Here is a 22,668-nt window from a genome sequence, read left to right on the forward strand (position 1 = left end):
ATAAGAGGTGACGCAGTGAAAAACAGAAGTATCGTCTTTAAACTATTCTTATTAACGTCAACATTATTCACAATCATATTCCTCCTATTTTTCCTAGGACAATCTCTATTTTTAGAGAAATTTTATATTAATAAAAAAGTAAAAACCGTTCAAACTGCTTTTGAAAAATTCGTAGATAATTATGAAAAAAGTGGTAAAACTTATGAAGAGATTAGAAAACTAAAACAAGAATTTCATGATAAAACAAATGCTGAAATGCAATTTTTAAATTCTAACGGCATTATTAAAAGTGACAACAATTTCTATATTGATGTTATTAATCCTAAAAATAATAAAACATATTCCATTCCACTCAATAATCTTTTAACACCAGAAGAATATAATAAATTCGAAAACTTAGGATTGAAAAAAGATGGAGTGATAAACGTCGTCGGTTTTGTACAAGATAATATAATAACGCCACTAGAATTGACAACGAATTATAATCGATGGCAAAACGAAAATGTCAACTCAGATTTTCAATCCATTAATGGCAACCCTTCTAAAAATAGACTTACAAACCGATACAAAACTCCAACTCAAATTGAGTTTACTGGTATTGTATCTAAGTTACAGCTTCCAACTAAAGCAGATGTTCGTCTTGCAAATGATCTTGAAACATTACAAGCCGTTCAATATTTTGCAGAGATTATTAGAGATGGAACTGCTAACTCACAGGAATTAAACACTTATATACTAGATGGCGGAGAGAATATAAAAAATAGTATCTTTGTAAAACCTATTATGGAAAACGGAAAAATTACAGAATACGCTTTTGCGATAGCATCTTTACAACCTGTCAATGAAGCTATGCTCGTCTTAAAAGATTATTATGTCTATGCCTTAATCATTGTATTTCTCGTGATTATTTTGTTATCCTTCTACTATTCAAAAATCATTGTAAAGCCATTACTTAAGATTAATCGCGTTACAAAAAAAATGGCTAATTTTGATTTTAGCGAGAAATTACCTGTTACAGCAGATGATGAAATTGGCGGGCTTTCCGGCAGTATTAATACATTATCAGTAAACTTAAAAGACCGAATCGATCGATTAAATGTCGCCAATACAAAATTACAACAAGATATTGAACGTGAACGTCAATTGGAAAAGACGCGAAAAGAATTCATTTCTGGTGTATCACACGAATTAAAAACACCACTCAGTGTAATTAGAAGTTTCGCAGAAGGAATTAAAGATGGCGTTAGTAAAGATACGACTTATTATACCGATGTTATTTTAGAAGAAACAGAAAATATGAACAGACTAATTGTTGAAATGTTAGAATTAGCAAAATTAGAATCTGGTACGTATAAACTAGAAATGACAACATTCTCAATCGGTGAATTAATTCAACAAGTCTATACAAAGTTATTATTTAGCATGGAGGAAAAGCATTTACAAGTGAACATCGATGTAGACTCTTCTATATTTGTTATAGCGAACCGTAGTCGCACTGAGCAAGTAGTTGTGAACTTACTAAGCAATGCCATTCGCTATACGCCAGATCGAGAAAAAATTCAAGTCTCTGTTAGGGAAATGGCAGATACAGTACAAGTCGAAATCGAAAATACAGGAAACCCTATCCCAGAAGAAAGTCTGGAAAAAATTTGGGATCGCTTCTATCGTTTAGACGCTTCTCGTAGCCGTCATACTGGAGGTACTGGCCTTGGATTATCTATTGTGAAAAACATTTTAGATCTCCATCACGCCGAATACGGTGTATATAATACGACTAATAGCGTTGTATTTTATTTTAATTTACAAAAAGTAAAAGAAGTCAAATAATTTGTCTTAATTTCACTAGGAGTTCACATGAAATTCACACTCTCCCTTTATAGTAAGAAACAAGTTAATCCTTTCCTTTACACATATAAAAGAGGAGAGTGCGTGAAATGAAACAAGCAGGACAACCTATTCAAAATGAAAAACAATTAGAAACTATCAAAAATATACTTTTACAATCTTCGAAACGTGATGGCTTATTATTCGTATTAGCTGTAAATTCTGGTTTAAAGGTAAGTGAAATCTTACAGTTAAAAGTTAGTGATGTAATTGATGAAAATGAAAATGTTCGCCATTCCATTTTATTTTACAATGAAAAAGTAAAGAAACATAAATGGTTTGCTGTAAATGAAGACTTACAGCACGCAATCGAAGACTACATGAAAGAACGTAAAACTTGGAAACGTAATGAGCCATTATTAAAGTCTCAAAAAGGAACAAAATCTATTACGAGACAGCATGCATGGTACATTTTAAACAAAGCTGCAAAAGAAGTTGGATTAGAAGGGATTAGCTCACATACACTTCGAAAAACTTGGGGCTATTGTGCATACAAATCAGGTGTTGACATTGCATTTTTACAACACTTCTTTGATCATAGTACTCCATCAAAAACTTTAAAGTATATCGGTATCGCTTAATACCTCTTATACATAAAAAAGGTTACCATTTGAAGATTTGGTAACCTTTTTTATGCTCTCTTTTCTTGTCTCTCTTATATTGTAGTGGTACTCTAATAATAAGGGGGAGAAATTATGAACACACTTACAATTGAATTACCACAAGAAACGGCTGAAAAACTCGATTTATTAAAACAAGCTTACGAAAAGAAAACAGGTGCCAGCATTTCTGAGAGCACTCTTGTTCAAACACTTATCTCAAAAGAATTTATCCAAGCGATAACTCCTTTTGATTTACAACAATTCATCAACGAAAAAGAACAGCATTAATCGCTGTTCTTTTTTATTTCTATTCAAAATATAAAAAGTTTTTTACTTATTTTCCGAAAAACTATTGACAATGATAATGATAACCATTATCATTTATTACGAAGCCAACAATTGATGAATCAACCAAACGCTCAGTAACATTGTTACCCCTCTTTTTCATATAGGAAGGCATTGTACATTCCCCCTGTTTGTACAGTGCCTTTCTTGTTTTATCATTCAAACAAATTTAATTGCTCAGGTTTCGGCTCACCATATGTAATGTTCATCATTTTCATAAGCTGTTTCGCGTTATCTGCTGCATCCCCCCCTGAATTATTGTTAAATAGTACGTATATGTCTTTTGTCTTCTTTTTTAATTGCTCTAGTCGTTCTACCCATTCTTCCAATTCTTTATTGTTGTAGCGATATAAACAGCGAACCGCTCTCCAATTTTCCCCTTTATCAAGCCATCCATGAACATTTCTTCCATGAAAACGTATTAAAGCCATATCCGAATTCGTTACTTCTAACACGAGTGGTACCGAACCTATTCCCGCCTGTGGCTCATCACAAATTGTATGAATCCATTTCTCCTGTTCTAAAAACTGTACCGTTTTATCTCTCATTTCTGGATAAAACCATGTTTGATTTCGAAATTCTATTGCGCACGGGAAACCTTCCATTTTTTCTTTTGTATATCGAAGGAAATCTACATTTTTCTTTTTGCAATCAAACCATGGTGGATATTGAAATAAAATGGTTTTTAATTTATTCGCTTCTATTAAAGGAAGAATAGATTGTTTATACACATCAAACATCTCATCGAACGTAGAAAAAGGAATCTCACCTTTCATATGTCCTGTCATTCCCTGATATGCTTTTACAATAAAAGAAAAATCGTTTGGTGTTTCCATCGCCCATTTTGTATAATTTCGTGCAGGTTGCATCGCATAAAATGAACTATCTACTTCCACAATGGGAAAATTCTCGCTATATGTTCGTAATTTATTTTTATTTTCATAGGGATTTATATATAAAGAATCATGATCTCCCCACCCTGTCACTCCAATGAAAAGCAAACATATTCCTCCCTTTCTACCTTCATCTTGCATTCACTCTACCTACCCCCCAATCACTTCGGCTAATCAGTTTTGTTAAGTAGCTCTTTCTTTAAGAGTATCCGTATAAAAATATGATATACTAGATGGAAGAATTTTTAAATTGAGGAGTTACTTATTTATGCTTCCAAACGATGCTATTTTATCTCATGAAAAACGAATTGAAGAACTAGAAAATAAAGTACGTTTTTATGAAGAACTTGTGAATCAATTGCCACATCATTTCACATATAAAAGTCCACATATTGGTTTACAAATAAAAAAAACAAAAACAACCCATTCCATTCAAAACATACGAAAAGAGAATAAAGAGGCTGATTTTCAACTTACTTGCGATTCATTATTTTTATTTGAACAACTTGAAGAACACTTTCTTCATATTTTTGATGCTTTTTCACATCATGTGACCTTTATTGATAGTAAAGGGAATATCACTTTATGTAATCAAGCTGCTGCAGATGATTTTGGCGTAATACGAAATGAAATCATTGGAAAGCCAATTCAACAATTGCTAAACTTGCCTGAAGAAAAAATTAAAGCTATTGAAACATTAAAAACAGGAACTGAAATATATAATGAAGAGGTTTTAGACAAAAACTACGGTATTGTAAATAACCGAATTATTCGTGATTATAACGGAGAGATTTTTAGAGTTATTAGCGTCTTCCATTATTTGAACACAGAACGTGATGCAGAAAAATTTTCATTAGCAGGGCGAATTGCAGCTGGGATTGCACATGAAGTACGTAACCCACTTACAACAGTACGGGGATACTTACAATTTTTACAAGATAGTGTTTCTTCATCTAATAAAGACTTATTTAAAAATTTACTTATTCCTGAATTAGATCGTGCAAATAGTATTATTACAAAATTTTTAGCTATTTCAAAAACACGCGAATGTACAAGGGAATCATTTCCCATTAATACATTTTTACGCGAGTATATTCAACAGTTACTGGCTAGTGAAGTCTTTTTGCATAATATTTCAATTGATTATAAGTTTTCTAATGACTTAGATCATATTTTAGTCAATATTGATCGTCATGAACTCGTACAAGTTTTTTTAAACCTATTTCAAAACGCTGTCGATGCTCAAAGTGAAAAACCTCTTTCTATTCAAATCACTAGTTATCGCCTAGATAACTTCGTCCGGATTACATTTACAGATAACGGAACTGGTATTCCTCCAGCTATTCAAGAATATATCTTTGATCCATTCTTCTCAACAAAAGATTCAGGAACAGGATTGGGCTTATCAGTAACGAAGAAAATTATTCAAAATCATAACGGTACATTAAAAATGACTAGTAATCAAAACGGTACAACTTTCACTATTTCTATTCCAATTTTCCCTAACACAAATCATGAAAGAATAAATCAATACACATAATAGACTGTTCCACGAACTACACGCCAATTGTTAGATACAACTTAACAATTGGCGTGTAGTTTTTTATTCTATCCTATTCTTCTTTGTATTATATAAATCTTTCTCTATCTCTTAATTATTCTTGCTGAAATAGAAAGGAGCACTTATTTTGGAGGATAAGTACTCCTTCTTTACGTTTCTTTACCTCAAATTTACTCTATCTTAATCCTCATTTTGTATGATAAATAGTGAAGTCAAAGATATGAAAGAGGGATGAAAATGAGAGTTATATCACTAATACGCATTTGGATTGGTCTTATGGTATGCATTATTTTATGTGTAGGATTTTTTTTAACTCTAAAATATTCCACTATATCAAAAGCAGAGAGAAAAACAGTTCCATACGAACTTCTGTATACAAAGCAAAGTAGCGTCCCTTATTCTTCTGATACTCATAACGAAAAGAAGGTTATAAAAGGAATGGTTATTACAAAAGCTTCTAGTTACGAAAACCTACTTCAAATTGCTGAAACAATTAAAGATCAATATAAAAATAAAGACATTGATGAAATAACACTTACTATCCATAATGAAAATAATGGTCATTTCGAAGAAGAATTGCCTTATGAACCTATTAGTAGGGGGAAAATAATCGTCACATACGATTCTCAATATTTTGGTAATGCAAATGTTACATTAAACGAGTAATATCATCTATCCCGATTGGTGTGGACTAATAATCAGTGGAGATGGCCCAAATCCCACTAATCAAATTTCCACTTTATTTTCCACAAAAAAAAGAGGCGAATCTCGTTATTCGCCTCTTTCTTTTACCATAATGATGGAATCCACTCCTTCACTTTATCAAACCATTCTTGTTGCTCTTGTTTTCTTTGTTGTTCCTCTTCTTTTCTTCGCTTCTCTGCTTCTTTTCTTCGTTTTTCCTCTTCAATTGTTTGCAATTGTTTTTTGTAGTCAGCCTCAGGTATTAGCGATAACTGGAATGCTTTTTGAGTTGGGTTTGCATTCGCCTTTTTCATAATATCCCGAAACATCGTCGTCGTAATTTGACTCCCTCCCGGGACATAATGCTCGCTATCTGTTTTATCATACCCTACCCAAATCGCACCTACTAAATCCGGTGTATATCCAACAAACCACGAATCCTTCGCACCAGTGCTTGGTCCATTTACAAGCTGGGTAGTCCCTGTCTTGCCTGCGGTATCAATATTATTAACTTTCGCTTTTTCACCCGTTCCTTTTTCGACAACACCTTTTAATAAGTATGTCATCTTTTGAGCAATTTTCTCACTCGTTACACGTGTCTCTTTCTTATACCATTTTCCAATTGTTTCCCCTTCAGCATTTTGTATTTCTCTAATGGCATGAGCTTCCACTTGAACACCATCATTTGCCAACGCACTGTATGCTTGAGCCATTACAAATGGAGAAGTCCCTACATGCATCCCCCCTAAAGCAATCGGATACGTACGATCTTCAGGCTCTAATGGGATACCAAATCGCTCTAAAGAATTCAATCCTTTATCTAATCCTATTTGCTCTAATAGCCAAACAGCTGAAACATTGTACGACTTTGCCACAGCTTCATACATAGTCACATTACCATGAAACGTATGATCACTATTTTGTGGTGCATATTCTTTAATATTAAACGGTTCATCTTTTAATACATCGTATACTTCATATCCTTCCTCTAACGCTGGCACATACACAGCAAGAGGCTTTAATGTTGAACCTGGCTGCCTTTTTAATTGTGTTGCATGATTAAACTGTAAAAATTGATACGGACCTCGGCCCCCAACTAAAGCCGGAACACCACCAGTTTTCGGATTCATAAGAACCACTCCAGTTTGCATGAGCTGATCTGAACCACTATCTTTAAAATAATTATCATTATTCACAACATCTTCTACAGCTTGTTGTTTTTTCGGATCAAGTTCCGTATAAATGCGATAACCACCTGCTAAAATTTCATTTTGTGTTAATTCATACTTGTCCATTGCTTCTCTAACAATATAATCTACATATTGAGAGTATTTCCCCTTATATTTGTCATCAACACCACGTCTTAATACAAGCCCTGTCTCTTTTTCTTTATTGTACTGTTCTTCAGAAATATATCCTTGTTCTTTCATTAAACTTAATACGACATTACGTCGTTCAATTGATTTATTAAAGTTTTTATAGGGCGAATACGTAGATGGAGCTTTAATCAATCCCGCAATCGTTGCAGCTTCTGAAATTGTTAAATCCTTTACATCCTTATCAAAATAAGATTTAGCCGCTCTCTTTATCCCCCAAGCACCTTCGCCAAAATAAATTTGATTCATATACATTTCAATAATTTCATCTTTTGTATAAGTACGTTCTATTTTTTTTGTTAGAAAATATTCCTTTATTTTACGTGAGTATGTGCGGTCTTGTGTCAAAAATACATTTTTCGCAAGTTGTTGTGTAATGGTACTCCCCCCTGCTACAACTTCTCCTGCGGTGAGATTTTTAAAAACGGCACTTATAATTCCACTATAGTCAATACCGCGATGGTTAAAAAACTCCTTATCCTCTACAGCAACAATTGCCTGCACCATAACATCTGGAATATCTTTCCTTTTAACGCCTTCTGTTTTAGAAGAAGCTAATTTGGTCGCAACTTCATTATTTGCATCGTAAATTAAAGTCGGTTGCGGAACAGCTTGTTTTAATTCAGATATATCTTGAATGGAAATTATTATATTTATAACAATAAATATAGTAGCGAACAAACTTCCTAATACAATTAATGCATTACGAAGTTTCTTCCTCTTGTTGAACCACTCAAGCATTTTTTTAAAGTGAGTGTTCTTCAATTTCATTTGTTCACTTCCTTCGTTTGTTTACACTCTTCTTTTTAAAAGGAAGAATATACCTCCTTTTAAATTTATTATAATAACGTAGTGGTTACTATAGTGTAAAGCTTTTCTTTCACATTCATACTTTTTACAAGAAAAGGACATTCTACAAGTAAGATATTCACCATTAAGTATTAATATTATTAATGCAACAATGTGAGTAATGTTAAGTTTTTGTAAATTTTTCGATAAAATGTTTTAAAAAACGACAGTTTTTTGTTAGAATTGACTAGCCAATATATTTTACATATATTACTTTTGTGGGGGTAACAATAATGGTCTTTAAATCAAAAAAAGATAAATTTTCTGAAATGCTAATGAACGTTTCCGAAAATTTAAAAGAAGGCGCGCAGTTTTTCGTGGAGTATAAAATTAAAAATGCTAGCGATTTAAAAGAATTTTCTATGCGCATGAAAGAATATGAGTCAAAAGGTGACTCATTTATTCACGAAATCATTATGGAGCTAAACAAAGCGTTTATTACTCCTATTGAACGTGAGGACATCCTGCAACTTGCAATGAGTATGGATGATGTATTAGACGGATTAGATCACAGTGCTGGTCTATTCGAAATGTATTCTATTACAGAAGCTGATGAATACATGATTAAATTCGTTGAAGCAATTAATCAATGTGCAATTGAGATTGCAAACTCTGTTGAATTAATGTCTAACAAAAAATTAGTCGACATTCGTACAAATGCGATTAAGATTAAGGATTACGAGTCACAATGTGATGATATTCGCCGTCATGCGATTAAGAACTTATTCTCTCGTGAAAAAGATCCGATTAAGATTATTCAATATAAAGAGATTTACGAAGAGCTTGAAGAAGTAGCAGATAGCTGCCAAAGCGTTGCAAACGTATTAGAAACAATTATTATGAAGAACGCGTAAGGAGTTTGATCATGGATACACTCTTGATACTGACCATTTTAGTAGTCATTTGCGCTTTAGCTTTTGACTTTATCAATGGATTTCACGATACAGCAAACGCTATTGCAACTGCTGTTTCAACAAAAGCTCTAAAGCCTAGACATGCAATTATTATGGCAGCTATTATGAATTTTTTAGGTGCGATGACATTTACAGGTGTAGCAAAAACTATTACAAAAGATATCGTTGACCCATTTGCTTTACCTAATGGTTCTCTTGTAATTTTAGCTGCTTTGCTTGCGGCAATAGCATGGAATTTAATCACTTGGTACTATGGTATTCCAAGTAGTTCTTCGCATGCAATCATTGGCTCAATCGCAGGCGCAGCAATCGCTGCTGCTGGTTTTAGTTCATTAAACTTTAAAGGGTTCACAAAAATTCTTGAAGCTTTAATCATTTCACCGATTATCGCTTTTGTTATTGGTTATATCGTATATAGTATTTTTAAAGTCGTCTTTAAAAACTTTAACTTAACGAAAACGAATAAAAACTTCCGTATATTCCAGATTTTCACTGCAGCATTACAAGCCTTTACACACGGTACGAATGATGCACAAAAAGCAATGGGAATCATTACGATGGCTCTTATGGCCAATAACTATCATACTTCTGACGAGATCCCTTTCTGGGTACAATTAGCCTGTGCAACTGCAATGGGTCTTGGTACTTCTGTCGGTGGATGGAAAATTATTAAAACTGTCGGTGGACAAATTATGAAAATTCGTCCTGTAAATGGTGTAGCTGCTGATTTATCATCATCACTTGTTATTTTCGGTGCAACATTCATTCACTTACCGGTTAGTACAACACACGTTATCTCTTCTTCTATTTTAGGGGTTGGTGCTTCTCACCGTGTGAAAGGTGTAAAATGGGGAACTGCTAAACGCATGTTGATTACATGGGTAATTACACTTCCTATTTCAGCTTCTATAGCTGCTTTATTGTACTATTTATTATACTTAATCTTTTAATTAAAAGTCGTCTTCCTTATTTTTTCCAGGAAGACGACTTTTTTGTGAACAACCCTATTTCTTATTGAAAAGCGTGTATAATAATTGGTGGATAAGTTATTTAGAGGAGTTGGCAATTTTGGAATACATCATGTTACTTTTCATCGGACTAATCGCCGGGACAGTCGGGAGCCTAGTTGGACTCGGAGGCGGAATTATTATTGTTCCGTTATTAATTGGATTACACAGTTTATCCCCACAGCTCGCAGTAGGAACTTCTATGGTAACAGTCGTTTTTACAGGACTGTCTTCCACCCTTACTTATATGAAGCATAAACGAGTAGATTACAAAAGTGGACTTATTTTATTTATCGGGAGTGGCCCTGGTGGTATTATCGGATCATGGGCAAACAAATTTTTAAACCAAGATACATTTTCTTTATATTTTGGGGTTTTCCTTATTTTCGTCTCCATTCTTCTTATGTTACGAGACAAATTAAAACCTCTTTCCTTATCAAATATGACTGTAATTAAGCGTTCTTTTACAGATAACGAAGGAAATACTGTAAACTATCAATTTCCACCGCTTCTCGCTATCTTTATCGCCTTTATAGTCGGATTTATATCTGGTTTATTTGGAATTGGTGGCGGTGCCTTACTTGTTCCAGCAATGATGCTTCTTTTTGCATTCCCAGCACACATTGCAGTAGCAACTTCGATGTTTATCGTATTTTTATCAGCAATTGTAAGTTCTGCAACTCACATCTCCCTTGGAAATGTTAGCTGGACCTATGCATTAATTCTTATTCCTGGTGCATGGATTGGCGGAAAAATCGGGGCTTATATTAACACAAAATTAAGCGGTAATGCCGTAATTAATTTATTACGTATCACATTAATTATTCTTGGGACTAGATTAATCATTACTTCATTTTTATAACGCGTTCTTTCTAGAATGCGTTTTTTCTTATACACATGAATATAAAAACGTTACTAAGAGAACAAATAAGATGAGACAAACACCTAATAGCATAAAATTTGAAATATGTACATTCCTCAAGTTGACCACTCCTATAACTACGACTATTATCTTAATGATAGCGAAAAAATGGTTCGCCTGCAGTTACAAAGTGTTAACAATGCAAAATCATTTATTACAAATCTTATCCATATATTTCATTTCGTTGTATAATCTATCGATTCAATAAAAAAAGATGTCATATTGACATCTTTTTAGTGAAGAAGTGACCATCCCATAAAGTCTTCATGTACTTGGCACGCCCTCTTATCGTTTCGATCATATAATTCAGCATAACTATCTGTTTCTTCATCATAGGCCATTGTATAAATAATTTGGCCGTCTATTTCAACGGATAGAACAACTCCACCTTTCATCTCTTCTATATGAACGGTAGCATTCGCCGGAATTCTCATATCCGTCATATTCATCGCATCTAACAATATACTAACCCCCCTACAGCGTATTCATTGCTAGTACTATTACACACTAAATAGTATACTACTGTAATAGCATACATTTCGTCAATGAAATTGCTATTTAAATAGCATATTGTCTTTATACATATAAGCTACAATAGTAGAAATAGAAATGTTTAAATGGGGGGCTAACATTGATTCTACACAAGGGAGATGTACTATTCCGTCAAGGTGAAGACGGTCCTTTATATTTTATTAAAACAGGTTTATTAAAAGTGGTGAGGCTACAAGAAGATGGAACACCATTTTTATTTAACATTATCGTTCCAGGCGAAACGATACCTCACCATTCTTTAATTTCACCGAAAGAATATCACGGTACAGCTATCGCTTTAATAAAAACAGAAGTAGAGCCTATTATGAGTAGCGAATGGTACGATAAACTTCAAGCAAATCCTGAAGCATATGCCAACATCGCTATGCAATTGCAATCAAAATTAAGAATGATGCAACAACGTATTGATCAATTAACAACCGTATCTCCGAAAGAGCGTCTTCATCGTTTACAAGAGTGGTTCACCTTATATTTAGGTGATATCCCTATTTATGAAATATTAACGCAAAGCGAAATTGGTCAACTGATAGGTGTACGCCGTGAAACAGTAAATCGATTATTAAGAGAACAAGTAAAAAACGAGGTAAAATAATACCTCGTTTTTTGCTCGTTCAACGTTAATCTATTGTAAGCTTGTTGCTGGACCGAAAAATTCATAATGAATGTGCTCTTGTTTCACACCTAAATCAGTTAATACAGCATTTATATGCTTCATAAATGGCACCGGACCACAGAAATAGAATTCTGCTTCAGTTGTCGGAATAATAGATTGTAACCATTCGCCTTCAATAAATCCTTCTTTATCAAAATTCTTCATTTCTAAATCTTTTTCAGTCGGTGAAGAGTAGCAAGTATATGCTTTTACTTGTGCGTATTCATTGTCTACTGCCTTAACGTGTTCTTTCATCGCATGTGTATTACTATTTATCGCCGCATGTACAAAACATACATTACGTTTTGAGTCTTGTTCAATTAACGTATTTAGCATGCTCATCATCGGTGTAATACCTACTCCACCACTAATTAGTACAACAGGTAATGTCGAATCCATATTTAATACGAAATCTCCCGCTGGTGCACTTACTGGTAAGACATCTCCTTCCTCTACATGCTCATGTAAATAATTAGATACTTTACCATCTGGTGTATCTACGCCTTTTTCTTTCTTTACACTAATACGATAATATTCTTTTCCTGGAGCGTCAGATAAGCTATATTGACGATTATGTGTATATGTTTCACCTTCAATATTTATTTGAATCGTTACATATTGTCCTGGGATGAATGAAGAAACTTTCCCGCCATCTTCAGGTTTTAAATAAAATGATGTAATAACGTCGCTTTCCTTCACCTTTTTAACAATCACAAAGTTGCGGAAATCTTTCCATCCACCTTCTTTATGTGCAGCTTCTTCATACATATCCGCTTCAATGCTAATGAATGCATCAGCGATAACACCATATGCTTCTCCCCATGCATTTAAAACTTCGTCTGGTGCGCCTGCGACCTCTTTAATCGCTCGTAGTAAGCATGTACCTACTATTGGATAATGCTCTGCTTTAATACCTAGACTTCTATGCTTATGACCGATTTGTTTTACAACTGGAATAATAGCTTCTAAATTATCAATGTACATCGCAGCTGCATAAACAGCATTTGCTAACGCTTGTTGTTGTCTTCCTTTTTTCTGATTCGTATGGTTGAAAATATTCAATAACTCCGGATGTTCTGAAAATAAAATTTGATAAAATCTTGTTGTAATTTCAACGCCTTTTTCTTGTAATAACGGTACTGTTGACTTTACGATTTCAATTGTTTTTGCACTTAACATTGTATCCCACTCCTCTGTTTCTTTAACTGTTTTTAGTTTAACTGAATTGTATAATACATATTGTGATTTTAATCACTATTAACATGGTGTTTTTGTGAAAAATATATGAACAATACACTTACAAAAAACAATAAGCTAACTAGAATTCTAGTTAGCTTATTGTTTTTCTTTTATAGCTTGTTCAATTACTTTTATATCTTTCCCATCCCCAAACTCTGTATACCCCCATATGTTCGTCTCGCCTCTATATTTATTTACGATAATATCCAAGTCATGATATACACGATGAGCATACACTACATACTCAACATTTTGAAGTTCCACACCTTTTTTTACAATTTCATAACTTCTATTTACATCACGTTTTATTTTTTCATTCTTTATTTCTGTATGTATATTTTTTAAAGATGATTCTTGTTGTTGAAACCATTGCTTAAATTGATTCCAGTCCCCGTCTGTATAATTCTCTGCTTTACCATAATTTAAAAAATTATTATAACTTTCATGTGTCATACGAATAAAATCAAGTACTTTTGTCTCTTCTTGCACATCTTCTGTTTGAGCTATTGTACTTACCCCAGCGGGTTTATTTGCATAATGTAACAATACTTTCATAAGACTATAACTCGCAATTATCATCACGATAATAATACCAAACACATTTAGCAATTTCTTCATATACAGAACTCCTTTTCTACTATGAATATTACAATGTACTGTTATACTTGTAACATTCTCTCGTAGAAATGTAATTCCTGTTTAAATCTTTCTTGTCATTTCGACACTATTTTTCTACAAACTTCTCCGTGGTAAATGTTCTTGTAAAACAATATACCCTTCATAAGCTGTATAACCCAGTATAGCCATTAATCCGATATAACAAGCAAATACTGTCCACTTCGTTTTCGTATCAACTTTATAATAGTTTTCTTGTTGTCTCTTTTCTGTATCCCATTCATTTAATTTTCTTTCTGACATTTCAAACGCTTCTCGTACATGAATTGTATGCGTTTCTTTTTCATCTTCATACGGGACGTAATCAAGCGGTTCAAACTTTGGTAAAAGATACTCTAACACTTCGATTTTTTGAAGTTCTCCTGTTTTTAATTCTTTCTCACGCTCTCTTTGTCTCAATACATTCATCTCGTGATGCATCATATATATAGTTCGATGCACCGCACCGGTTTCTTTTAATTCCCATTCAAGCTTAGCAACATATTCTTTCATTTCATCAACTCTATATCCTAATTCCTTAATCGGTTCATCTCTCTTTATTACTCTATATAGTTCCATACAGCCGATAATAACAATAAATCCTCCCAAAATACTTTTAAAGTAAATTGAATAACCGAGCAGTATAACAAGACCTGCTCCCCAAATTTTAGTACTTACAACTGAAATAATTCGGCCACCGTCTAACGGCGAAACTGGAATTAAGTTAAAGAAATTGATCATACTTCCAAGCAAAATAATAAGCGCCCAAAATGGCTCTTTCGTTATTATATATAATGGAATAGCCGGTAAAAATGAAAGCAAACCGAAAAGAGGCCCCATAAAGGCAATGTAAGCTTCATCTTTTGCATTTTTCGGCATTTCTTTCATGCCAATAAGAGCTCCCATAAATGGAATAAAGATCGCTGGCGATGTTGGTATCCCTTTTCTTTTCGCAGCCCATAAATGACCCATTTCATGAACAAATAACAAATAAACGAGCGCTACCCCAAATTTCCATCCATATATAACCGCGTATGCCCCAAGCGATAAGAACATACTAAATACTGTTGAGAATTTTGCTAATTTAAAAATTGCAAATACCCACTTTAACTTAGACAGTAAAAATAACCCTATTGCAACAATAATTCCCCATAATCCTTTGTTATTATTTTTCATAGCCCTCTCCTTTACCTCTCTTTAACGAGACATATTCACTCATCAAAGCTTATTCTTTTCTCTATTATGACATGTTTTTTTCTTTTCTTAGAAATAATGTTTATTTCATCCATTTTTAGCCAAAAATACAAATGAAAGGAGGTATACACAAATGAAATTACAATCTCTTATGATAGGCGCTCTATCGTTTTTAGCTTCAACTCTTATTTTTTATACAGTTAGCTACGTATTATTATTAGATTGGTTGCCAAATCACTTATTTATTGCTCTTATCATTCTTTCCGCTCTTATGATTTCATTTCTTATTACACGAAAATCCATGAATGAGCCATCTGCAAAAGTAAAATAATAGAGAGGGTATTCTTTCCCTCTCTATTATCATTTCCTAGGAAAGGCCATATAGACATTACGATTCACATTTATCCCGCTAATTGGTGAGGGCTAATAATCAATAGGGAGATGAACACCCACTCATTAAAGTTTGACTTTACCTTTGTAAATTCATTTTTTCACCGTATTCTTTAACAATTTGAATTACATTTTGAAAAACACCTATTTTTTCTTTTTTACTATTTAATATTTTCAAATCGTAATTTTCATAATATGTTTCTAATGCTTTTAATTGTGACAATGAAGCATCTTTTATCGGTACAGTAACATTCAATTCGTACTGCTTATACCCTTCCTTAACTTTTTCAGCTGAAATGATTTCACTCTCTTTTGCTCCAATTATTTTTTGAACTTTTTCCGGGAAAATGAGTTGCAAATAATATTCTTGTTCCTTCACTAATTTGTTGTATAGTGATTGTGAAATCGTATAACGTACCGTATAATTCACTTTTTGATCGCCTGCTTTAATATGAAACGCAGTAATCTGCAAATCTTTTTTTGTTACTTCCGTTAAAGGACCTACCTGCACCTCATCTTCTTTTTGTTCTGGATTTTTTGGGAACATCTCTAGAAGTTTTTCCGTATCTTTTTCATTCAGCATATACATGTCATCCTTATATTGCACCCATCCTCGTCGATCTTCCCCTCTTAACCATGCATAATATGTTTCTTTTTTCCCATCTCTACTAATTTGTATTTCATATTCCGGTTCACCAAAACTACCTGTTACTTCTTGTTTTTCTGCTTTATTTATAATATCTATTACTAGCTTAGCTTCTGAGTCTTTTAACTGTTTCTCTTTATGTTTTTTTTGTATAACGGTTATCTCTACAGTTTCTTTCACTTCATTCACCGTCTCCTCTACTTGTTTTGTTTCTTTTTTGGGTTCTTTCTTTGGTTCAGCTTGGCCACACGCCGCGAGTAAAACCACCAATAAAAACATGACGTATTTTCCTTTCAACTCAATTCTCCTTTTCCAATAAGAATTTCTTATAATACTCATACAGAAAACAAAAACGTTGCATGATAAATAATACGCTATACTATTCACTGAAGGGAGGATTTTACAATGTCTATTAATTTTCATGATGCAAATAATAAGTATACGTATGCAACTCGTAATGCACATATTTCATGGAACAAAATGATAAACAACATTGTAGATATACAAAACAAGCAAATAATTGATATAGGCTGTGGCGGGGGAATTTATACGAAAGAACTTGCTCTTATGGGAGCCAAAAGTGTTATTGGGCTTGACTTTTCAAAAGAAATATTACAAGCTGCAAAAGAAAATTGTAGCGGCTTTCCAAATATTTCATTCATTCACGGTGATGCGCACAATATCCCATATCCTAATGAAACATTTGACCTTGTTATTTCGCGCGCAGTTATTCATCATTTACAAGACATTCCTACATTTCTACGTGAAGCTTCTCGCATATTAAAGAAAAACGGTGTACTTATTTTACAAGATCGAACCATTGAAGATTGTACAATTCCAGGAAGTCCTGAACACATTCGTGGATATTTTTTCTCGTCATTTCCAAAACTTATTGAAACCGAATCAAAAAGAAGACCAAAAACTGCTACTATACAGCAAGAATTACAAGACCATTCCCTTCACGTGTTCCCTACTCAAACACAATGGGAAGTACGGAAAATACATGATTCTGTAGAAGACTTGCTACAAGACTTATCTCCTCGAACCGGAAGATCCATTCTATACGAGTTAACAGATCATGAACTTTCTCAACTTCTCCAGCATATTCAAACAGCATTACAAAACACCTCTCCTATTATCGAAAGAGATCGTTGGACAATTTGGAGTGCTATGAAATTGTAAGGAAGGAAGCCTCACAAAATAATGTGAGGCTTCCTTCTTTCATAATCTAGTTTTGCAACACTCTTGATATCCTCCACTTCTGGCCTGTGCACTTCCACACTTCGGACATACTAAATATCTAGACTGATTTGTCAACAAACTACCTTTTTGAAAGAGTAAAACTTCTGCTTGTTTAAACGAACGCGAATAATATAACCACATAAAACCAATTATAGCAATAATGCCAAATAATACTCCCATCGCAAGCATTTCAGTCACCTCTTTTGGTTTGTTCTTTCCAGCAAGTGGATTGTTGTATTATTCTCTATAAATTCAATCAATACCTTCTTCACTCCTATAATTATCAACTTTCTCCACATTTTTTAAAATCCCCTACAATTTTTCACTTCATTTTCACAAAAAAATATTGAAAATCTATTCCCTTTAAAAGGTTTATATTACCGACTATATTTCAATATTCAATTGTTCTATTCAAAAAATATATTGAATTTCAAAAAAAATCATGCAACAATATTGTCAGAATACTTTAACAAAAATTCACTGACGAGAACGAGTACGTTATAGAACTGTTTCCCAGAGAGTTGGCGATTTGCTGAAAGCCGACGTTCAGTGCATAACCGAAAATCATCTCCGAGAAGTAGAACCGAATGTTACAGTAAGTTCTTACCGGCTGGCCTCCGTTACAAGGACCACGTATCATGTTGTACGTTGCAAAGCCGTATACATATAGATTTATTTCTACATGTATAAATTAGGGTGGTATCGCGGGTAAATATAACTCGTCCCTTTCTTTAGGGGCGAGTTTTTTGTGTTCTTACAAATGAATTTAAAAAAGGAGGAAAAAACAATGAACACTGTATCAAAAAAACATATTTTTTCCACAGGTCTTATGCTATTTTCTTTATTTTTTGGGGCAGGTAATTTAATTTTCCCTCCCATGCTTGGACAAAATGCAGGTGAAAACTTTTGGCCGGCAATGATTGGATTTTTACTAACAGGAGTCGGCTTACCATTATTAACTGTTATTGCTATTTCTTTATCAGGGAATGGTATGCAACAACTCGCAAGTCATGTTCACCCATTATTCGGAATCTTCTTTACTGTAGTTGTATACATTGCAATCGGTCCATCTATGGGCATTCCGCGCGTCGCTAACGTCGCTTATGAAATGGGAATTAGTTCTTTCTTGCCTGAAACGATTCGTTCTAGCAGCCTAGCGCTATTTTTATACACAGTCATCTTCTTTTCTATCGTATTTTGGCTTAGTTTAAATCCTTCTAAGCTCGTCGACCGTATCGGAAATATATTAACACCTATTTTATTACTCTCTATTTTCTTATTATTTGTTAAAAGTGTATTTACACCACTCGGGCAATCAGGACCAGCAATGCAAGAGTATCAAACTTCTCCACTCTTCAAAGGTTTCATGGAAGGATACTTAACGATGGATACCATTTCAGCACTTGCATTTGGCATTATCGTTGTAAATGCCATTCGTTCTAAAGGTGTGAATGATCGCAAATCCATTGCCATCGCAACAGCAAAAGCAGGGCTAATTGCCGCTACTGGGCTCGTACTTGTATATGGTGCACTTGGCTGGCTAGGTGCGACTAGCGTCTCTCTCGGATACGCAAAAAATGGTGGACAGCTGCTTACTGTTATCGTGCAGCAACTACTTGGTCCATCTGGTCTGCTTCTACTATCACTTATCGTTACACTCGCTTGCTTAACGACATGCGTTGGACTTGTATCTGCATGCAGTCAATATTTCTCAACATTATTGACAAAATTTTCATACAAAATGTTCGCAAGTATCATTTGCTTTTTAGGACTACTAGTTGCCAACTTAGGTTTAACAAAACTTATTGCAATCTCTCTTCCTATTTTACTTGTTGTATATCCAATAGCCATTGTACTCGTGCTACTATCGCTACTTCATAAATATTTCGGCGGATATCGCTCTGTTTATGTAGGTGCTTTAATTGGAGCAGCAGCTGTGAGCGTATTTGACGGGTTAAAGCAAGGAAACATTCCTGTTTCATTCATCACGTCTTATTTTGAATTTATTCCATTGTATAATGAAGGAATCGGCTGGCTAGTACCAGCATTAACCGGAGCTCTTATCGGCTTTACTACCGCTAAGCTAAGCGGTGCAAAAAAAGTACCACTAATAACCGACTCCCATGAAACAAAAGTATCCTAAAAAAACTCCCGAAAGGGAGTTTTTCACATTTGATAAGCACTATGATTAAAACTGCTTATTTTATACGCTTTCGTATAATAATCAATATCTGTATCTACTGTTTCTACTTTGACGACATCATAGCACTCTTCTTGCTTTACTAAAAATAAATAGTATTCTTCTGTCGCTTCAACAATAGTAATTCGATCTGTTTCAACATTATATTGCTCACAAAGCGCTTGTAATGCGTTCACATAATCCCCTAATTTTTTCGATTTATCCATTCCAAATATTGTTTGAACTAACATACACATTCTCTCCCTTGTATGTACTGTTAACACAACAATAATAACGCTTACATTAATAATCATCAATAAAAAGCTTTGGCAATATTAATAGCCAAAGCCCTTTATCATTTCGTCAATTGATGTCTAAAGGCATAAATGACTGCCTGCGTTCGATCACTCACATTTAACTTATTTAATATATTACTTACATGTGTTTTCACTGTTTTAAGAGCGATAAATAGTTCATCTGCAACTTCTTGATTGCTTTTCCCCTCTGCAATTAATAACAAAATCTCATACTCTCTTTCTGTTAACTCTTCATGCAAAGGTTGTTCCTTCTTTTGGCGCATACGAGACATCATTTTACCAGTAACTTTAGGCTCTAACACTGTCTCCCCATCATAAGTAGCTCGCACAGCGTCCGCAATATCACTCGCTCTTGATGTTTTTAATAAATAACTTGTCGCCCCAGCCTCAATAACAGGATACAATTTTTCATCATCTAAAAAGCTCGTTACAACAACAATCTTCGCTTCTGGCCATTCTTGAATAATTGCTCTTGTTGCTTCAACCCCATCCATTTCATCCATGACAAGGTCCATTAAAATAATATCCGGTCTTAATTGCAGTGCTAATTCTGAACCTTTCTTTCCGTTTTCAGCTTCTCCCACTACTTCAATATCTGGCTGTGTCGATAAATATGCCGATACACCCATGCGAACCATTTCATGATCATCAACAAGTAATACTTTGATCATACTTCTCCCCCGCTCTCAATCATAATCGGAACTTTTACTTCTATTTGCGTACCTTTGGCTGGAAAGCTAAGTACTTTTAATGTCCCACCAATTTCATGAACACGCTCTTGCATTGATCGTAAGCCGTATGAACCCACCTTATTAACTCCTACTTCAAATCCAACACCGTCATCAATAATTTTTAAAATCGCATATTGATCAATTTTACGAAGACGCACTTCCGTTTTCTTTGCCTTCGCGTGTCGTAACGTATTTGATAACGCTTCTTGTACAATACGGAATAAATGATCTTCTACACCTTTTTTTAATTCAATTGGCTCAATTAGCCATTCAATTTTCATATGTTGTTTTCTCGATAGTTCCGTTAATAATTCTTCTATACCTTCTGTCAGTTTTTTACCTTCCAATTGTACAGGACGTAAATGAAGAAGTAGTGCTCTCATTTCTGATTGTGCATTTACAACCATATTCTCAACAAGCTGTAACTGTTTTTTCGTCGTGTCTGGAATTTCAGCTACTTTTTCATTAATAGCTGACATCATCATCGACATTGCAAAAAGCTGCTGACTTACTGAATCATGCAGTTCCCTTGCTAATCGATGCCTTTCTTGAGAAATCGCTTCTTGTCTCATCTCTTCATTCCAATGAGCTCGTTCATTCGTTACTTTTTGAAATAGTCCAGCCTGCTCCTCTAATCGACGAGCAAGGCTGATTACTTTTCGTTCCACTTCATGAAATTCATCATCCGCAGTAAACGAAACATCACTTGGAAAATTTCCTCGCTCTACTTCAAACAGAAACGTATTTAATCCTTGTATACGCTGCTCTATATAATAACTGATTGCATACCCTACAATTCCTCCGATAAGAAGACTAGTACTCATAATAAACAAGCCAATTGGAACAGAAGCTATGGATTCTTTCCATAATAAATCATAAACTGGTTGCTCGCTTTTCCATACATATACAATTGTACAAATAAGTGCGATACTCACAGAGGACAACAGGGAATAACGAATATACATCCAGGAAATATTCTTTTGTTTTTTCATTATACTTTCCTCACTTCCGTATCGCCTACGACAAGCGAAGAAATAATTTTTATACGGCGAGGAGCTTCTTTATACTGTTCTGTTCTAAACGTAACATTACGATTAAATCCTGTTTCTTCGTGTCCTGGCAGAAGCACCCGCCCAACAATAACAGAGTGATTTAAAGACAGTTCCAAATCATACGGAACATATAACCGAATATTACCAACAACACCCCGAATAACAATTACCGTTTCTCCTTCTGGAATCATCGCATTCGTTAAATCTATTTCAACATCACAAGCACCATATTGAACATTTATATCTTCCAGTTCATAAATATGATCCATCATCCGGACATTACCTACAAACATATTTTTCAAATATGGCTCTGTACGATATATTTGCTTCTCTTCATCTATATATCCTTTTTCTTTAATTTCAACTTTCATCGTTTTTTGCTGATGCCCTTGCTGGATAAGTTGATAACCAATTAAAGCTAGACAAGCAAATACTACGAGTACAAAGGCTGCTGATGAAAATAAGAAGAATAAAAATACTATACCACCAACAAATAAAAATACATTTCCCCTTACATAACGATTCTTCTTCCGATAATGCCTACCAAACATAATCATAATAAATGCAAAAATTAGACCACCTGGTTCAAAATGTCCAAGTACCATATCAAGAAAAAGACCGAATCCAAATATGATGAGGAGCATCCCCATTAATTGTGTTTTTGAAAATTGCTTTTTCATTTCAGCTCCCCCCTTCTAATCACATATACATAGAAGAAAAGGCATTGCTTTCCAACACCTTTTCTTCTATCACTATATCATAAGCCTGTTTTATTATATACTA

Annotated in this window: 24 protein-coding genes and 1 other annotated feature; of the genes, 12 read left to right on the plus strand and 12 right to left on the minus strand. The window is 34.1% G+C overall.

Annotated elements, in window-relative coordinates:
• Nucleotides 1-15: 15 nt before the first annotated feature.
• The 3 genes from COC96_RS08785 (at nt 16) to COC96_RS08795 (ending at nt 2,774) form a co-directional block, all read left to right on the plus strand.
• Nucleotides 16-1,827 carry a sensor histidine kinase gene (locus COC96_RS08785; protein ID WP_098768656.1) on the plus strand — a complete coding sequence of 604 codons (1,812 nt, stop codon included), beginning with the start codon at nt 16-18 and terminating at the stop codon, nt 1,825-1,827.
• Between the two features lie 107 nt (nt 1,828-1,934).
• Nucleotides 1,935-2,465 (plus strand): tyrosine-type recombinase/integrase, encoded by a 531-nt coding sequence (locus tag COC96_RS08790; RefSeq protein ID WP_000806236.1) that lies wholly within the window; start codon nt 1,935-1,937, stop codon nt 2,463-2,465.
• Nucleotides 2,466-2,579: 114 nt separating this feature from the next.
• Nucleotides 2,580-2,774, plus strand: coding sequence for a DUF3924 family protein (locus tag COC96_RS08795; protein WP_001094862.1), 195 nt, complete (start codon nt 2,580-2,582; stop codon nt 2,772-2,774).
• 212 nt (nt 2,775-2,986) lie between these two features.
• Here COC96_RS08795 and COC96_RS08800 read toward each other — a convergent pair whose 3' ends face one another.
• Nucleotides 2,987-3,832, minus strand: coding sequence for a DUF72 domain-containing protein (locus tag COC96_RS08800; protein WP_098267452.1), 846 nt, complete (start codon nt 3,830-3,832; stop codon nt 2,987-2,989).
• 160 nt (nt 3,833-3,992) lie between these two features.
• Between COC96_RS08800 and COC96_RS08805 the strand changes: the two genes are divergently transcribed.
• Nucleotides 3,993-5,264 (plus strand): ATP-binding protein, encoded by a 1,272-nt coding sequence (locus tag COC96_RS08805; RefSeq protein ID WP_098267196.1) that lies wholly within the window; start codon nt 3,993-3,995, stop codon nt 5,262-5,264.
• Nucleotides 5,265-5,522: 258 nt separating this feature from the next.
• Nucleotides 5,523-5,951 carry a hypothetical protein gene (locus COC96_RS08810; protein ID WP_098267195.1) on the plus strand — a complete coding sequence of 143 codons (429 nt, stop codon included), beginning with the start codon at nt 5,523-5,525 and terminating at the stop codon, nt 5,949-5,951.
• Between the two features lie 122 nt (nt 5,952-6,073).
• Here the strand turns inward: COC96_RS08810 and COC96_RS08815 are convergent, their stop codons facing one another.
• Nucleotides 6,074-8,116 (minus strand): transglycosylase domain-containing protein, encoded by a 2,043-nt coding sequence (locus tag COC96_RS08815; protein WP_098267194.1) that lies wholly within the window; start codon nt 8,114-8,116, stop codon nt 6,074-6,076.
• A gap of 311 nt (nt 8,117-8,427) precedes the next feature.
• Between COC96_RS08815 and COC96_RS08820 the strand changes: the two genes are divergently transcribed.
• The 3 genes from COC96_RS08820 to COC96_RS08830 all read left to right on the plus strand — a co-directional run bounded on the left by COC96_RS08820 (nt 8,428) and on the right by COC96_RS08830 (nt 10,977).
• A complete protein-coding gene (locus COC96_RS08820) occupies nt 8,428-9,048 on the plus strand; it encodes a DUF47 domain-containing protein (RefSeq protein ID WP_000231450.1) in 621 nt (206 codons plus the stop codon).
• Between the two features lie 11 nt (nt 9,049-9,059).
• A complete protein-coding gene (locus COC96_RS08825) occupies nt 9,060-10,058 on the plus strand; it encodes an inorganic phosphate transporter (RefSeq protein WP_097902358.1) in 999 nt (332 codons plus the stop codon).
• Between the two features lie 118 nt (nt 10,059-10,176).
• Complete coding sequence (locus tag COC96_RS08830) at nt 10,177-10,977, plus strand: sulfite exporter TauE/SafE family protein (RefSeq protein WP_097902359.1); 801 nt, start codon at nt 10,177-10,179, stop codon at nt 10,975-10,977.
• A gap of 293 nt (nt 10,978-11,270) precedes the next feature.
• Here the strand turns inward: COC96_RS08830 and COC96_RS08840 are convergent, their stop codons facing one another.
• Entirely contained in the window at nt 11,271-11,498 is a 228-nt protein-coding gene (locus COC96_RS08840) for a hypothetical protein (RefSeq protein ID WP_097902360.1), read from the minus strand.
• A 170-nt stretch (nt 11,499-11,668) separates the two neighbouring features.
• Here COC96_RS08840 and COC96_RS08845 point away from each other — a divergent pair, with 170 nt between their 5' ends.
• Nucleotides 11,669-12,181, plus strand: a complete 513-nt coding sequence (locus COC96_RS08845; protein WP_098267192.1) for a Crp/Fnr family transcriptional regulator — start codon at nt 11,669-11,671, stop codon at nt 12,179-12,181.
• 30 nt (nt 12,182-12,211) lie between these two features.
• Here the strand turns inward: COC96_RS08845 and hmpA are convergent, their stop codons facing one another.
• The 3 genes from hmpA to COC96_RS08860 form a co-directional block, all read right to left on the minus strand.
• Nucleotides 12,212-13,420, minus strand: a complete 1,209-nt coding sequence (gene hmpA / locus COC96_RS08850; protein WP_098267191.1) for an NO-inducible flavohemoprotein — start codon at nt 13,418-13,420, stop codon at nt 12,212-12,214.
• 156 nt (nt 13,421-13,576) lie between these two features.
• Entirely contained in the window at nt 13,577-14,098 is a 522-nt protein-coding gene (locus tag COC96_RS08855) for a hypothetical protein (protein WP_098267190.1), read from the minus strand.
• A gap of 114 nt (nt 14,099-14,212) precedes the next feature.
• Entirely contained in the window at nt 14,213-15,310 is a 1,098-nt protein-coding gene (locus COC96_RS08860; RefSeq protein ID WP_098267189.1) for a site-2 protease family protein, read from the minus strand.
• Between the two features lie 151 nt (nt 15,311-15,461).
• On the opposite strand from COC96_RS08860, the gene COC96_RS08865 reads away from it, so the two are divergent.
• Nucleotides 15,462-15,659: a hypothetical protein gene (locus COC96_RS08865; RefSeq protein ID WP_097902365.1), complete on the plus strand. Its 198-nt coding sequence runs from the start codon at nt 15,462-15,464 to the stop codon at nt 15,657-15,659.
• 138 nt (nt 15,660-15,797) lie between these two features.
• Here COC96_RS08865 and COC96_RS08870 read toward each other — a convergent pair whose 3' ends face one another.
• On the minus strand, nt 15,798-16,661 hold the full coding sequence (locus COC96_RS08870; protein ID WP_098267188.1) for a hypothetical protein: 864 nt from the start codon (nt 16,659-16,661) through the stop codon (nt 15,798-15,800).
• Between the two features lie 108 nt (nt 16,662-16,769).
• On the opposite strand from COC96_RS08870, the gene COC96_RS08875 reads away from it, so the two are divergent.
• Nucleotides 16,770-17,546 carry a class I SAM-dependent methyltransferase gene (locus COC96_RS08875; protein ID WP_098267187.1) on the plus strand — a complete coding sequence of 259 codons (777 nt, stop codon included), beginning with the start codon at nt 16,770-16,772 and terminating at the stop codon, nt 17,544-17,546.
• A gap of 39 nt (nt 17,547-17,585) precedes the next feature.
• Here the strand turns inward: COC96_RS08875 and COC96_RS08880 are convergent, their stop codons facing one another.
• Nucleotides 17,586-17,795 carry a hypothetical protein gene (locus COC96_RS08880; RefSeq protein ID WP_000880631.1) on the minus strand — a complete coding sequence of 70 codons (210 nt, stop codon included), beginning with the start codon at nt 17,793-17,795 and terminating at the stop codon, nt 17,586-17,588.
• 282 nt (nt 17,796-18,077) lie between these two features.
• Nucleotides 18,078-18,336: a binding site (T-box leader), on the plus strand.
• A 57-nt stretch (nt 18,337-18,393) separates the two neighbouring features.
• Between COC96_RS08880 and brnQ3 the strand changes: the two genes are divergently transcribed.
• The gene (brnQ3, locus tag COC96_RS08885) at nt 18,394-19,749 is read left to right on the plus strand and encodes a branched-chain amino acid transport system II carrier protein BrnQ3 (RefSeq protein ID WP_395940807.1); all 1,356 of its coding nucleotides are present in this window, start codon (nt 18,394-18,396) and stop codon (nt 19,747-19,749) included.
• Between the two features lie 23 nt (nt 19,750-19,772).
• Here brnQ3 and COC96_RS08890 read toward each other — a convergent pair whose 3' ends face one another.
• From COC96_RS08890 to liaF, 4 genes are read right to left on the minus strand one after another with little or no spacing between them, the layout of a single operon-like run.
• Nucleotides 19,773-20,099: a DUF3992 domain-containing protein gene (locus COC96_RS08890; RefSeq protein ID WP_142339978.1), complete on the minus strand. Its 327-nt coding sequence runs from the start codon at nt 20,097-20,099 to the stop codon at nt 19,773-19,775.
• 41 nt (nt 20,100-20,140) lie between these two features.
• Nucleotides 20,141-20,773, minus strand: a complete 633-nt coding sequence (locus COC96_RS08895) for a response regulator (protein WP_098267184.1) — start codon at nt 20,771-20,773, stop codon at nt 20,141-20,143.
• Complete coding sequence (locus tag COC96_RS08900; protein ID WP_098267183.1) at nt 20,770-21,825, minus strand: sensor histidine kinase; 1,056 nt, start codon at nt 21,823-21,825, stop codon at nt 20,770-20,772. Before COC96_RS08900 ends, COC96_RS08895 begins: the two co-directional genes overlap by 4 nt.
• Nucleotides 21,825-22,565, minus strand: a complete 741-nt coding sequence (liaF, locus tag COC96_RS08905; RefSeq protein WP_097902370.1) for a cell wall-active antibiotics response protein LiaF — start codon at nt 22,563-22,565, stop codon at nt 21,825-21,827. Before liaF ends, COC96_RS08900 begins: the two co-directional genes overlap by 1 nt.
• Nucleotides 22,566-22,668 lie beyond the last annotated feature (103 nt).

Source organism: Bacillus cereus, assembly GCF_002577405.1.
GTDB lineage: Bacteria > Bacillota > Bacilli > Bacillales > Bacillaceae_G > Bacillus_A > Bacillus_A cereus_AU.